The sequence below is a fragment of the Shewanella sp. 10N.7 genome (assembly GCF_020806285.1).
Lineage (GTDB): Bacteria > Pseudomonadota > Gammaproteobacteria > Enterobacterales > Shewanellaceae > Shewanella > Shewanella electrodiphila.
This window is the reverse complement of record NZ_JAJGZS010000010.1, coordinates 114751-129686: the sequence shown is the minus strand read 5'-3', so window position 1 is coordinate 129686 and position 14936 is coordinate 114751. Positions and strand designations below refer to the sequence as shown.

At 38.5% G+C, this 14936-nt stretch carries 12 protein-coding genes and 1 tRNA gene; 10 read left to right on the top strand and 3 right to left on the bottom strand.

What is annotated here, in order from left to right:
- Window positions 1-25: 25 nt before the first annotated feature.
- Window positions 26-2611, bottom strand: a complete 2586-nt coding sequence (locus LMH66_RS08620) for an acylase (RefSeq protein WP_229369341.1) — start codon at window positions 2609-2611, stop codon at window positions 26-28.
- Window positions 2612-3035: 424 nt separating this feature from the next.
- Between LMH66_RS08620 and LMH66_RS08615 the strand changes: the two genes are divergently transcribed.
- From LMH66_RS08615 to LMH66_RS08600, 4 genes are all read left to right on the top strand, one after another.
- Window positions 3036-5114: a protein-disulfide reductase DsbD family protein gene (locus tag LMH66_RS08615; RefSeq protein ID WP_420709410.1), complete on the top strand. Its 2079-nt coding sequence runs from the start codon at window positions 3036-3038 to the stop codon at window positions 5112-5114.
- Window positions 5115-5211: 97 nt separating this feature from the next.
- Complete coding sequence (locus tag LMH66_RS08610; protein WP_229369314.1) at window positions 5212-5733, top strand: protein disulfide oxidoreductase; 522 nt, start codon at window positions 5212-5214, stop codon at window positions 5731-5733.
- A 203-nt stretch (window positions 5734-5936) separates the two neighbouring features.
- Window positions 5937-6437: a prepilin-type N-terminal cleavage/methylation domain-containing protein gene (locus tag LMH66_RS08605; protein WP_229369312.1), complete on the top strand. Its 501-nt coding sequence runs from the start codon at window positions 5937-5939 to the stop codon at window positions 6435-6437.
- Between the two features lie 159 nt (window positions 6438-6596).
- Complete coding sequence (locus LMH66_RS08600) at window positions 6597-7358, top strand: class I SAM-dependent methyltransferase (RefSeq protein WP_229369310.1); 762 nt, start codon at window positions 6597-6599, stop codon at window positions 7356-7358.
- 152 nt (window positions 7359-7510) lie between these two features.
- On the opposite strand, the gene LMH66_RS08595 is transcribed toward LMH66_RS08600, so the two are convergent.
- Together LMH66_RS08595 and LMH66_RS08590 are read right to left on the bottom strand one after the other, a co-directional pair.
- Entirely contained in the window at window positions 7511-8191 is a 681-nt protein-coding gene (locus LMH66_RS08595; protein WP_229369308.1) for an oligogalacturonate-specific porin KdgM family protein, read from the bottom strand.
- Window positions 8192-8604: 413 nt separating this feature from the next.
- Window positions 8605-8680, bottom strand: a tRNA-Arg gene (locus LMH66_RS08590).
- A gap of 412 nt (window positions 8681-9092) precedes the next feature.
- Here LMH66_RS08590 and pseF point away from each other — a divergent pair.
- From pseF to pseI, 6 genes are read left to right on the top strand one after another with little or no spacing between them, the layout of a single operon-like run.
- The gene (gene pseF, locus LMH66_RS08585) at window positions 9093-9842 is read left to right on the top strand and encodes a pseudaminic acid cytidylyltransferase (RefSeq protein ID WP_229369306.1); all 750 of its coding nucleotides are present in this window, start codon (window positions 9093-9095) and stop codon (window positions 9840-9842) included.
- A gap of 11 nt (window positions 9843-9853) precedes the next feature.
- Window positions 9854-11413, top strand: coding sequence for a UDP-2,4-diacetamido-2,4,6-trideoxy-beta-L-altropyranose hydrolase (gene pseG, locus LMH66_RS08580; RefSeq protein WP_229369304.1), 1560 nt, complete (start codon window positions 9854-9856; stop codon window positions 11411-11413).
- Window positions 11410-12093 (top strand): WbqC family protein, encoded by a 684-nt coding sequence (locus LMH66_RS08575; RefSeq protein ID WP_229369302.1) that lies wholly within the window; start codon window positions 11410-11412, stop codon window positions 12091-12093. The genes pseG and LMH66_RS08575 overlap by 4 nt, the downstream gene beginning before the upstream one ends.
- 21 nt (window positions 12094-12114) lie before the next feature.
- Entirely contained in the window at window positions 12115-13005 is an 891-nt protein-coding gene (locus LMH66_RS08570; protein ID WP_229369295.1) for a class I SAM-dependent methyltransferase, read from the top strand.
- Between the two features lies 1 nt (window position 13006).
- On the top strand, window positions 13007-13831 hold the full coding sequence (locus tag LMH66_RS08565) for a phytanoyl-CoA dioxygenase family protein (protein WP_229369293.1): 825 nt from the start codon (window positions 13007-13009) through the stop codon (window positions 13829-13831).
- A 49-nt stretch (window positions 13832-13880) separates the two neighbouring features.
- Window positions 13881-14936: a pseudaminic acid synthase gene (gene pseI / locus LMH66_RS08560; protein ID WP_229369292.1), complete on the top strand. Its 1056-nt coding sequence runs from the start codon at window positions 13881-13883 to the stop codon at window positions 14934-14936.

Sequence of the window (14936 nt, the reverse complement as noted above, 5' to 3'; positions counted from 1 at the left end):
TACCCATTTTGATTATTGAGGTTATTTATTCACCCTTTTGAAAGCTCAGCTCTGTGGTGCTTTCTACCGAAGCCGCAATATCAGATTCAGCAAACAAAAGCGGTCTAAACTGTTTTTCAGTTGAATATAATATGCTTTGATCAGCAAAGGCCGGTTTAAGAATATTACTCGACTCAGAGTAAGTTAATATGCCTTTTGCGACAGGCCCTTCATCAGTGAAGCTCACCGCCATCATCCAGCTAGAACCATAGCGGATTTGATATCCTTCTGCTGTTAACCCTGAAGAGAGCGGTGCACCTGATACTGCATCCATCACTGCAGCATATTTGTGCTGTGGTATTAGCGTATCATCGCCAGATAAGCTGGTGGAAAATACATTAAAACCACCTTCTGCGTTATGTGTACCTGGCCAAGGTAGTTTAGTCCCCGAAGCCGTGCCATCAGGCAGTGATTTTTCAACGAACTGAACCGTTCCCATTGTTGAATCAACGGTAAACCCAGCAGCTTCAACATTCATAGCTGCGCGTGCAAGCGCCACGAGCGCACTACCATCAGTGGATAAGGTGTTAGGAGTCATTGCAGCATTAGTATGATCAAATGGCACTGTTAGCATGCTGTTTTGATCGAATTGATGAGCAAACTCACGAATTAACGCACCGCCAACACTGTCGTTGTCCTGCTTACCATTCCAAGCTTTGAGTGCCGTACAAGCGCCACTGATATCTTTCGATACTGTGTCGCTTACCATGACTGGCGTATCTGCTTGTGCTTCACATTGACTGATTAAATCAGTGAAAATGAGGTCGTTTAAGTAGATTCGATTAGACAATAATGCGGCTTCTAGTTCATCGACATTAAACTTACCGTCATCACCTGCTGCATCTTCCATTAGCGTTAATGCCATACGGGTTCGCAGTGATAACTGACCGCGTTCAGGGCCGTACATAGGTGAGTAGTTTTCCAGTGGCTGAGCTAAGTTAGTTGACCAAAATGAGTTATTTGAGTTTTGTACGAAATCAGTTCGCTCAAGCTTTGGTGCTCGCTCATAAGGCATTGGGCTATCAAAATGAAAGATAGAAGTATTACCGGGTAAGATGGTAAAGCCTGCCTGCTCTCTTGCGGCAATGATATCAGGGTTGGTTTTAAGCAGTGATACGGCGAAGTCGGTTAAGCCTGGTACGGTAGAATCATCAATATAAAAGGCATTGCCTTCTTTATCTGCATACATAGTGTTATTAAATATAACCCCGTCAAAGCTTTTAAACGCTTGCTGAAACTCCTCTTTATTTGTTGCACGGTTCATAGCAAACCAATGATCGATAGGATCTTTATTTGCCATATTGGCATCTTGAAGCATAAAGGCTTGGCCATCATCCCAACCAAAGGGAGCAAGGGCTGCTGGGGCTTCAACAATGGGGCCTTTAGCTGTGGTGTAAATATCTTTTTCAGCAATAAGCATCCCTGCTGCGCCGCCATTTACCAAAACCTGTACGGTTTCTTTGGTAATTGGCATTGGGCTGCCTTCATACATATATTGCATGCGGTCGCCACTGACGAGCTCAAGGTTATACATCACAAAATGCTCAGCGGTTGAGAAAGTATGTGTCCAAGCTAAATCCTTGTTAAAGCCAATGTTAATTAATCCAGGCATACCTACTAATGAGCCGCCCATGACATCAAGCTGACCAGGAATCGTCACATGAGATTGCCAAAAACGTAAGTTACCCGTATGCGGGAAATGCGGATTACCTAACACCATGCCTTTACCATTTTCAGTTTTATCTTTGCCTAAGCCCCAGCCATTTGAGCCTAGGTTACGTGGATTGGTTTCTGGCGTGGTAATGGTGTTTGCTCGAGCTAGTAGCTTATTATTCACATCTTGAATGAAGGCGGTTTGAGATGCAGACGGTGCAGGGCCGACGATACGAGGAAGATACTCTTCTCCGTCACCAGGATTGGCGTAGAAAATGAGGTCTAAGAAGTTTGCTGCACCGGGTAGCAGGGCGATTGAGAAGAGATAGTTGGCAATGTCGACGCCTTCAATCGGTTTAACCCAAGGTTGGCCGGCACAAAATGGTTCAGCTTCTTGCTCACCTGCTTCAACATCGGCTAGGAATTGATTGTAGCCTGCGCTAAAGCCTTCCATTAACGCACGGGAGTTATAGCTAAATTGTGGATACTGGGCTTCCGCCATTTCTCTTATTTTTAATGCTTTATAGGCGAAATCAGAAACCAGGTTACCGTTATCTTCTGCAGTAGGCAAACCAGTGGCAAAGTCAATTGAGGCGTGGGGACCAAAGTACATTGAACGTTCAGAGTTTGCTTTAATAAATCCATCAGCTAAGACACATAAGTTATCTTGTGCTTGAGCATAACCGCTACCAAAGCCCAAACTTTCAAGGTTGTCAGCTTGAATGTGGGGAACCCCATATGCAGTGCGGCGAATTTGCGCTTTAAGCATTCCGTCTGGGGCAAAAGCTTGTAATGGTGGAGTGACTTCAGGTTCAGGTGTGACTTCTGGCGTTTTTGAGTAGTCGGTGTCGTTACCACAACCAGCGAGAAAGACTGTTGACGCAACGCCAATAGCCAGCATGAGCTTATTCAGGTGCATTATTTTGTTCAAGATAATTATCCTTATTATTGTTGTCTCAGCAATTTGCATTGTTGAGTGAGTCTCACTTTTCCTTGTGTCTCAACTTTGTGTGTTAGCTTCCCATAAATTCGCTAACAACAAATTACTTTCTCTAAAGTAATTTCACCCAAGTACAACAAAGACACTGATTACGATTAAAGCAATCATTCAAACGTATGTCTATATTTAAGCTGTTTCAGATTATGTCATTTTGCAATGTCTACTTTTGTATATAAAAACACCAGATATATATTGATGTGTGGCGTTTAAACAACCAGTATCACAAAATTTATTTAACTCAGCTAAATAGTGTGGATCATGATGAACTATATTCGGTAAAGTCCGGTCTGATGAAAGTAAAATAACGTTTACCGTTAATTGAGTGCGCTAAAAGGAAAGATCTTTGAAAATATTCAAATCTGTTGTGATATCAATGTTGCTGCTAATGTCAGCCGTTGTCAGCTCGAGCACAATTGCCGCGACAACCGGTTGGTTGGTTAATGACAACCATCCGCCAGTGAAGGTCCGCTTTATGCTGACTGGTGAGTTGGACGCCGCGACTAAAACGGTACCTGCAATTCTTGATGTGCAATTAGATGAAGATTGGAAAATGTATTGGCGTACGCCAGGTGAGGGCGGTATTGCCCCTAAAATCGACTGGGGCGAATCGACTAACTTTGGTGCAGTCAATTGGCAATGGCCGACGCCGCAGCAATACACCATCATGGGGTATAAAACTCAAGGTTATCAGGGCGAAGCTGTATTCCCTATTCACATCACTGTCGACGATATTAATGCCAATACAGCGTTAAGAGGAAAATTTACATTATCCTCATGCACCACGGTTTGTGTGTTAACTGATTATCAACTAGAACTCGATTTTACCGCCAATGAATTACAAACTGATACTGAAGCGATGTTTGCTTTTAATAAAGCGATTTCAACAGTACCTCAACTTGTTGATGCTGAGGCCTCAGCTCAAAATGTTCAAATTGGTTGGGATACTGCTCAGAGCTTATTACAAGTGACTGTATTAGACAGTCAGTGGCGCAAACCACAAGTGATTGTTGATGGCGACAAAGAGACTAACTTCAATCCTATAAGTGTGACTCGTCAATCTCAGCCCGATGGCAGTGATGCTTGGGTGGCGCAATTTGAAGTATCGAATTGGTCTGGCGATCCAAAATTGCTCGAGAAACAACTCAATGTGACAGTAAGTGATAACCAACGGGCTTATGAATACACTACTGGTGTGCAATTAACCTCAATTGAAGCAGCTGGTAGCTCTTTGTTAACGATGATGTTATTTGCGCTAATTGGTGGTTTGATTCTCAATGTTATGCCGTGTGTATTACCGGTATTAGGAATGAAGTTAAGCTCAGTGATTGCTGCGCCCGATCTTCAAAAAACACAAATTCGCCAACAATTTATCGCATCAGCGCTAGGCATTCTGGTTTCATTTTGGCTACTAGCGGCTTTTGTCATTATGCTTAAATTTACCGGCCAAGCTGTTGGCTGGGGCGTACAATTTCAAAACCCGTGGTTTATTGGTTTCATGACCATAGTGACTTCGGTGTTCGCCCTTAATATGCTGGGTGCCTTTGAAATTAATTTACCTTCGAGTTTACAAACAAAACTGGCTACAACAGGGGGTAATGATCACCGTGGTCATTTCTTGCAAGGGATGTTTGCCACCTTACTTGCCACACCTTGTAGTGCACCGTTTTTAGGTACAGCTGTTGCATTTGCATTAGGCGCTGATGTGCTCAGTCTCATTGTGATATTTACCGCATTAGCTATTGGTATGGCACTGCCTTGGATAGTGGTTGCTGCATTTCCGCAAGTGGCGCGTTACTTCCCTAAACCGGGTCGTTGGATGAACATTGTTAAAGTGTTCTTCTCGGTATTATTACTGATCACCAGTTTGTGGTTGATTAGCTTATTATCAAGTTTTATTACTGTGGCTGCTTTATGGGTCATTGCTGCAGTGTTAGTACTTACTTTCTTTGGTTTGATGGCGAAGCAATATGGACTTCCTGCCGTAATTGCCAGTTTTAGTATGGTCATCATTATTGCTGCCATTAGTGCGTTTGCAACGTCAGATGATTGGTCAAACCCGCTACCGACTGACTTAGTCTGGACTCCTCTTGAGCAAACAGAAATCGCTGCGACTGTAGCGCAAGGCAAGACTGTGTTTGTTGATGTGACCGCGGATTGGTGTATTACCTGTAAAGCCAATAAGGTTGGGGTGATATTACAAGACCCCGTATATTCAACACTTAAGCAAGACAATATCATGTTAGTTGAAGGCGATTGGACCACTGCATCGCAACCGATAACAGATTACTTGCAAAGCCATGGTCGTTTTGGGGTGCCATTTAATGTGGTTTATGGCCCTAACGCACCCGATGGGATCAAGTTGCCAGTGATTTTAACAACAGAGCAGGTCTTGGCGGCGATTGAGCGAGCATCAGGTAATTAGTCATTTTTAATGTGTTGAACTGAATACAATGTAGATGATGCTCGGTCTTATCAGTGAAGTGAACCATCATCAGTTAACACATTGGAATGAATAGAACATGGCTGATTTAGATAAAAAAACATGGATTCAAAAAGGATTAAGCGGTATTAAACAATTAGGCATAATGTTGCTGTTGTTTTTAGTTGTTTCTACCGCAGTTGATTTGTGGCGCGGCAAGGATATTCCCACGCAAGATTTACCACATATAAGCGCCTTGGACTTGGATGGCAACTTGGTTGATGTGATGGCCATGAGCCAAGAGGCGCCAGTTTTAGTTTATTTTTGGGGGACATGGTGCCCAGTATGCAACTTTGTCTCACCTTCAGTGGATATATTGAGTGACTATTATCCTGTGGTATCAGTAGCAATGAGTTCAGGTAGTGACGAGCGCTTGGCACACTTCCTAGATGATAAAGGCTATACGCTCAGTACCATTAATGACAAACAAAGCTTTTTAGCGAGAGAGTGGTCAGTACAAGTGACGCCGACAGTCATGGTGTTTAAAGATGGAGAGTTAGTACATTACACCACTGGTTTTACAAGCCTGCCGGGTATGTGGTGGCGAATGGTGTTTGCTTAATATTATTAATATGTACTTAGTTTTTCTATTTGAATAGAGAGTTAGCAATGAGTAACTGGTAACTATCAATTAGTAACTATCAATTAGTAACTATCAATTGCTAACTAATAGGAAGTCAGTCGCAAAAATATGCTCGTTTCTTGAAAGTTAGCGATTTTACAGCCATAAGTAAGTAACGATAAATTTTACCGAAAGTGACCAAAGTGATAAAAATTAACAATAGCAAAGGGTTCACACTGATTGAATTGGTGGTGGTTATTATCATTCTAGCCATCATTGCGGTTGTTGCTGCACCAAAATTTTTGAATATTAAAACCGATGCTGTTATCGCAAATTTAGCAGGGATTGAAGGGAGTTTAAAATCTGCCAATACGTTGGTTTATTCAAAATCTGCTATTCAAGGGCAAGAAGGCCTTAATTCGGGCCTAGTTGATTTAGATGGTCAAACAGTAACGACCTCATTTGGTTACATAACACCATCAAAGGATAACATCGAAAAGATTGTTGAAGGGGCTTTTGACACCATCACTATCGCTGATTTAAATACTCCTGTTACAGAAGATTGGGGCATTTTTGATTTATTTGGAATTGTGTCAATAATCGTCCCGCGTGGATATGCTTTTAGTGACACTTGTTTTAGCTTTTATCTAGTCTTACCTAATGCAACTGAGCCAACTTACACGACTAACACTAGTGGCTGTTAACCTTTTAAATCCGCGTATCATAGGGGCAACTAACTAATTGCCTCTGACATATCTCAATACATTTTCTTCGTACTATCTATCCTAAAATTCCTTATATTAGTAGCTGAAAATTTAAGCTAAATAAAGCTTATTGTTTTAAGTTATTTTTAGGGATGAAATATGAAAGCGACAATACTTGCCTCAATGATATCAGCTTCAATGTTTTTAACTTTTACTGCTTCTGCTGCAATTACGCCTTTTCAACAAGAAGTGATTGAGGTGATGAAAATGGAGCACAGAACTGATGCGGATAAGTTGAGGGATGCGAACCGCACTCCCGAAATAGCACTTGATTTTTTTGGTTTAAAGCCTGATATGAAAGTGATTGAATTTGTTCATGGAGGTGGTTGGTATAGTAAAATTTTGGCTCCGATACTTAAAGAAAAAGGTGAGCTTCATATTGCGTTTAAAAAAGAGTGGCTAGATGAAATGGATGATCTGCTCTCGATAGACGCGATGAGTAAAACCAAAAAGCTACCTATTGAACTTGATTGGAACTCTGAAGAGAGAAGATTCAACTTGGGGAATATTGATTTTGGAATGTCAGACGCAGATATGATGCTCAATATCCGTGAGTATCATAATTTAAATATAGAAGACAAAACGAAATTAAATAAAGCGACTTTTGAAGCGTTAAAACCTGGCGGTATTTATGTCATTGTCGATCATACTCGTAGACATATGATGCCTGAAACCGTTGAAATGCGTCGCCGTGAAGATCCTATTGATGTTATTTTAGAAGTACAAGCAGCAGGTTTTGTATTGGAAAAATCATCCAATATGTTTTATCGACCAGATGATGAACTTCGTTATGAAGTGGCTAGAAAATCGGTAACAGGTAATACTGATAGGTTCACGTTAGTGTTTAAAAAGCCGTATTAGTTATATTGCCAAGGTATGCTTTAGATAGGTTAACTTTGCTGTTTAAAGCTAAAGCTGTGTTCAGAGAAGGATTATTCTCTGAACAATACATCATCTTTTAAAGCTGGCTTAGCTTTTATTTGTATGATTTATTCGTGTAGTTTGTTTGATGGTTAAAAGCTGTAACGAATTCCGATACGGCTTCTTAATTCTCTTTGGCTTGAATCATCTGAGACCGAAACATCGCCAAACTCTACCCAGGGGGACCAATTTCCGATTTTATAGTGGGCAGTTAAATTATTCTCATAATTTGTTCTGCTATCGTTATATAACAAGTATTCTGAGTTATCGGCATAGTAGTAATTCCCCTCAAACCCAAAGGTCCAGTTTTCAACTTTATAACCTATATTCACCGTATAGCGATGGCGTAGGTGTTTAATGTCTTCCCCTGGCTTTACATCTAAGCGATAGCGTCCACTTAAAGATAAACCGTCAATGGTGTCTGATTTGTAAGTTAAGCGAAGTTGGGGCTTGTAGGTGGCTCCTGATGAGCCGAACTCAATTGGCATTCCCGTAATGAGTGTCCATTGGTCATTGAGCTTTATGCGATAGCCTAGGTCTAATTCAGAGCCATTTGATTGTAAGTCTTCCATGAACTTACCTTCAGCGCCTTTGAATTTAAGCTCTAAGCCGACAGAGAAACGACCATCAAAAGTATGCCCCATTTTTACACGGCTAGCATGCTGATCAGTAGAGCTTTTATATTCCTGACGGAAGTCTAGTGAAGCAGCATCAGCATTTGAACACATTAACAATACAACGCAAATCAATAAAACTAGTCTATGTAATGACATCACTAACTCTATCTAGGATTAAGTTGATTTGTATTACAATATTAATTAATGGAATTTCCAATATACAACTTAATGAAATGTGAGCGATGACATGATTGGCAGTTAAAGAATCTATTTTAGGGGTAATAAGTAGACAAAAAAATTACTTATAGTTAACCCTGTAACATAAACGTTTGATTGGTAACACCTTGGTAACGGTATGCTTGTAGGTATTCATATAAAGACATCAAAGTCTATTAAAGTAAGGTTTTAAGGGATTAAAAAAGTAGCAAAGAACAATACAATCATTATTAAATATAAGCCAAAGTGCTTTTTATATTTGTTGCTGAATTGAGGGGGGAAGTAGAGTTAGGTTACTTGAAGTAGAGCTTCATAAATCAGATTTAAATCATGGAATGTAAAATATATTTTTATGGTCTCCCCACAAGGACTCGAACCCTGATCGATCGCTTAGGAGGCGACTGCTCTATCCTGTTGAGCTATAGGGAGACAGGGTGATTATACAAGTTTTATTATTGATTAAAAGTGTTTAAATTTAGGTGTTTAAACATTGTGCATTTTGATATCTACCATCGACGAAGTATTACTATTGCAAAATATTACTTAGAAAGACAACATTTTTTTAAAGATTTTCCTAGTAAAGTTCAAACCGTTCTTTATAAGAGTATACAACATTGTGAATATCGTATCAGTTTGTTTTATATGTAAATATGTCGTGGTATTATAGGCTTTTGTGGGGTAATTTAAGTTATAGGAAATTTAACTTTTTAATTTATCGTTTAATCATGATTAGTTAGAATTATTAATTATTACTTTCCTTGCAAAGTAATCAGTAGCACGCCTGAATTCTGAAATAAAAAATGCTGAATTTTTATAATTTTATCAATAATTAGCGGGTCATATGAAAGTAGCTATTATTCCAGCTCGGGGGGGAAGTAAACGAATACCCCTTAAAAATATTCGCCTTTTCCATGGAAAGCCAATGATTGTTTGGTCAATTGAAGCTGCATTAGCTAGTGGTTGTTTTGATAAAGTCATTGTTTCAACAGATGACAAGCAAATTGCTGATATTGCAATAGAAGCTGGCGCTGAAGTGCCGTTTATTAGACCTGATTCAATATCAGATGATTTAAGTGGAACTTCATCAGTTGTTTGTCATGCGATTAATTGGTTAAACAAAGCAATAGTGAACACAGATATAAACAAATTCAGTAGGTACGATAAGTTGAATATGAGTGCCGTTTCTCATGTTTGTTGTATCTATGCAACTGCCCCCTTTATTAGTGCAAAAGACATCAATAAAGGTTTAGAGGCTCTCATCTCAACAAAAAGCGATTATGCTATAGCTGTTACTAAATTTAATTTCCCTATACAAAGAGCCGTATTGGTGAATTCTGTAAATAGATTAGAAATGTATCAACCTAAGTATTTTTCTACTCGATCCCAGGATTTACCTGAAGCTTATCATGATGTAGGCCAATTTTGTTGGGGCACTCCAGAGGCATGGTTAAAGAACAAAGTCGTTTTTCTAGCACCAACAGTGCCAGTTATGATTCCTAGTCATCGAGCTCAAGACATCGACACTGAAGATGACTGGTTAAGAGCTGAAATTATGTTCTCTGCGAGTTCATCCAGAGAAAAAAATACATAGGCTTTAATGTAATGAATTCTCCTACGGAAAGTGAAATGATTATTTTTAGAGTCGACTCCAGCTTGGAAATAGGTTACGGGCATCTTGTTCGATGTCTAACATTAGCTATCCAGTTAAGGAAGCAGGGAGCTGAATGCTATTTTATATGTAGAGAGTTAGTTGGAAATAATTCTAAAATTATTGAAGAAAATGACTTTAATTTTTTTTTATTATCACAACAAAAACAGAAAAATAACTCTTTCCCTGAAAGAGCTACACCTTATCATTATAGTTGGCTAGAGGTCAGTTGGCAGGAGGATATTAGTCAATGTATTTCGTATTTCCAGCGCTTAAAACCAAGTAGAGTCATTGTTGACCATTATGCTTTAGATATTAATTGGGAACTACAAGCTAAGCAATATTGTAATAAATTGATTGTTATTGATGATTTGGCAGATCGGGAACATTATTGTGATTATTTATTAGATTATAATTTAACTGCTTCATGTAATAGCTATCAGAACTTAGTTCCTGCATTTTGCCAAAAACTCATTGGTGGTAAATACACTTTACTCCGTGATGAATTCTTAATTTCTAAAACAAAAAGTCAAGCTAGACGTATTAATAATAATCTGGAATCTATTTTAGTGACTTTTGGAGGTACTGATCCTGACAACAATAGTGAGAAAGTGTTAGAGGTTATTGCAAATTTACCTTTTAAAGTCGCCAGAATAGACGTTGTGGTTAGTGATAAAGCACGGCATTTACAATCACTAAAAAGATTTGCTTCCAATATGTTAATTAGCACTAACATATATACTAATGTCAAAAATATGGCTGAATTGATGACTGATGCAGATCTTGCAATAGGGTCAGGTGGTGGAAGCACTTATGAGCGTTTGTTTTTAGAGTTACCTTCATTGTTAAAGCCTATCGCAAAAAATCAGGTTGAGCCGTTAACTAAAATGAGTCAGCAAGGCTTATTTACCCTTTTTGATAGTTATTCTGAATTAAGAACTATTTTATTATCCCTTTGGGATTCAAAAATACCAAAAATCGAATCACCTGTTCTTTTTGGCGCTCCGATAGTGAGCCGATTGTTATTATCTAAGCAGGTTATTTTATCAGACGTTAATTGCTGGGATATTCGTCGAACATTTAGATGGTTACAAAGTAAAGAATTACAGGAGACTTTTTTAGTTTCATCCCCACCCAAAATATCCAATCATTTTTGTTATTGGAGAAGCTTATTACAATCAAAAAATCAGTTTTGTTTCAGTATACTTAAAGATGGGCATCATCTTGGAAATATAGGTGTAAAACATATCGATTATGTAGAAAATGAGGCTGAAGCTTGGATATATATTGGCGAATCATCTAAACATAATTCAGGAGTTGGTTCGGCTGCACTCTTTTTATTAGAGAAATTTATAAAAGAAACTTTATTAATTGATCAGGTTGTTATACATGTATCAAAAACAAATCAGCCAGCATTATCTTTTTATATTAAGCAATATTACATAGAATATTCAGACTCATTGACTGCTGAGTTTTCAGATAAGAATGTAATACAAATGAGAAAGAATTTATGAAAACATCCATTATGCAGCCGACTTTTTTGCCATGGAGTGGTTATTTTCATTTAATGGCGAATGTGGATTTATTCATTTTGTTAGATGATGCGCAGTTTCAAAAAGGCTCTTGGCACAACAGAAATCGAATCGCGTTAAATTCTTCTCCTCATTGGGTAACAGTACCTGTAAATCATGAACATTTAGGGCAAACGATACAAAATACCACGATTAATGATCTGAGGCCTTGGCGTGAAAAAATGGTACGCACGCTAAAGCAGGTGTACTCAAAGCATGAGCATGCTAAAGAGTTATTCCATTTTACAGATCTGATATTAAACGAGTCTTTTACTTCTTTAGCTCAAATGAATATAGCTATTATCCAAATGATGGCACAAAAAATGAATGTTAAATGCCAGATCGTCAAATCTAGTGAATTAAGTATACAAGGTGTTAGAACTGAAAGGCTGTTGTCCATTTTAAATAAAGTCAATGCGACTAACTATTTGTCTCCTCAAGGAGCTAGAGATTATTTAACCTATGATGGCTTTGAAAACCAAAATGACATTGGTCTATCTTATCAAGTATTTGAACCGACTTTATACGTTCAGAAAAGTGTGACAACTTTTATTCCTCAATTATCGATGCTAGATGTTGTAATGAATTTAGGCTGGGCTAAGTCAGCTTTGTATATCAAATGAATAATATCAGGTGCCAGTTTTATGAAACAGAATAGTTATGAGATTCAACCTAATGGGAAATATGGTTTTTTACAGGTGACTCCTACGCCATCTGCTGAAGAAATTAACCGTTTCTACGCTGAAGAGTTTTACTCCAGCGATTACAAAAACTTTAATAACTCTTCTTTGGAAGTACAGGTTGCTGATAGAGAGTTTATGGAAGGGACCTGGCGTGATCAGGCGTGTGAAATTGAGTTGCAACTCGGAAAACCGCTTTCTGAAATAGAATTATTGGATGTGGGTTGTGGCTGGGCTCAATCGTTACTTCATTTTAAAAAACTGGGTGTGAGTTGCTATGGATTTGATCCTGCTTCAGAAGCTGTGGAGTATGCTAATGCTCAAGGGGTAAATGTAAAACACTGTGGTGTTGAGACTATGAATGTATTCGATAATAAACGCTTTGATGTCGTTATGTTGAATAACGTTTTGGAGCATCTAGCTGATCCGATTAGGGTGTTGACTGAGATCCGCGAAAGCGTGATAAAAGAAAATGGTTTAATCATTATAACTGTACCTAATGAATTCAATGCTTTTCAAATGGCAGCTCAGAAACTTCACAACCTCGAACAATGGTGGGTTAGTCCGCCAGCTCATTTGAATTATTTTTCACGTAGTACTTTACAGAATTTATTGAGTGGTTGTGGCTTTGAAAATGGGCCAGCAATGTCTTCGTTCCCGTTAGAGTTATTTTTGTTAATGGGCGATAACTATGTTGGTAACCGGGAAACTGGAAAAGAATGCCACAAACGAAGAGTTCAATTTGAGCTGAATTTACGCAAACTAGGTGAAGAGAAAACATTAAAGAAGTTTTATCAGTCATTAGCTGAGGTGAATTTAGGCCGACAGATTACTTGCTATGCAAAGGCAATATAATATGAACTCTTATATAGATAGTTTTCAAAAAGATGGTTATGTCATTCTTCCAAATATGATTAGTGAGCAACAATGTGCGCACTTTAGATCGCTTTTAGAAAAAGATTATCTAAATTACTCTGATTTATATGCTAATGCGACTTCGTCAAAGGGCGAGTTATCTGACAAATCAACAGAGAAAGTTGTGTTTAATCTGCATAATAAATCTTTGGATTGGTTCAGTTTATTTGAACATGAAACAGTGCTTTCAATATTGGATGTAGTTCTTAAGGAAGGTAGCTATAACAATGCCGAACCTTATTATTTAAATAATATTTCTGCTCGTAGCCCTGCACAAGGTGATACTAAACAGCAAATGCATATTGATAGCGGCTTACCCGGTGTTAATTATTGTTTAAAGGCCAATGTTATTTGGTTATTGGACGACTTTACTATTGAAAATGGTGCCACTAGAATCATTCCCGGTAGTCATATGTGGACCGAGTTTCCTCCTAATGGTGAACCACAACATGAAGTTGAATATGTCACAGCTCCTCAAGGAAGTGTACTCATATTTAATGCGAATTTATGGCATGGCGGAGGCCCTAATTATACAGCCAGTAGCCGTTGGGCTTTACTTTTAGGCTATGCTAGGTGGTTTATTAAACCTTCTTTCGACTTTATGAAAAACACGCCAGAAAATATTGTTGATAAAATGACAATCGAACAAAAGCAATTACTCGGCTTTCATTTAATCCCCCCAAAAGATGAGTTTACCCGATTAAGAAGAGTTGCAAGTATTCCTGAGACCCCCCAGTCATATGAACTACCTTTATCTAAATCATAAGGTTAGGGCTAGTTATATATTTTAAAGTTTATACATTTAAGGCTATCAAATGACAAGTCCATTTATCAAAATTGAAGGTCGAAAAATTGGTAAGGACTATCCTCCTTATATTGTTGCAGAACTCTCAGCTAACCATAATGGTGATTTTGAACGAGCGAAACAAATCATTGCAATGGCTAAGCGTTGTAATGCTAATGCGGTTAAGTTACAAACATACAGTGCAGATACCATTACATTAAATTCAACAAACGAAGAGTTTATGATCCGTGGTGGCTTATGGGATGGAAAAAGCCTTTATGAGCTATATCAATGGGCACAAATGCCATGGGAGTGGCATAAACCATTATTTGATTACGCGAAGCAACTTGGAATCACTATTTTTAGCTCACCTTTTGACAATACAGCTGTCGATTTACTTGAAGATTTGAATGCTCCGGCCTATAAAGTTGCATCATTTGAAGCAATCGATATTCCGCTGATTAAATATATTGCTGGTACTAAGAAACCGATGATCATTTCTACTGGTATGGCAAATTCAGACGAAATAACCGAAGCAGTTGAAGCAGCGCGTTCAGGTGGATGTAAAGAGCTAGCCTTATTGCATTGTGTAAGTAGTTACCCCGCACCATCATCACAGTATAATTTGCAAACTATTTCAGATATGCAAAAACGTTATGGCGTCGTTGTAGGCCTTTCTGACCATACTCTTCATAATATTACTGCAATTTCGGCCATCTCAATTGGGGCTGGAATAGTTGAAAAACATGTCACTCTTGACCGAAAAGGGGGGGGGCCTGATGATTCTTTTTCGTTAGAAGAATTAGAGTTAGCTGAATTATGCGAGCATTCAAAAATAGCATGGGAAGCAGTTGGAAAAGTAGATTACTCTCAACAGTCAAGTGAGAAAGCTACAGTTAAATATCGACGCTCTTTATACATAGTCAATGATAAAAAAATAGGGGATGTCATTAGAGCTGAAGACCTACGTAGCGTACGTCCGGGTTTTGGGCTCGCGCCTAAATACTTTGATAACCTGATAGGTCGTAGACTCAATGTTGCTATAAAAGCCAATTCCGCAACGAGTTGGGAAATCTTTGAAGATTAA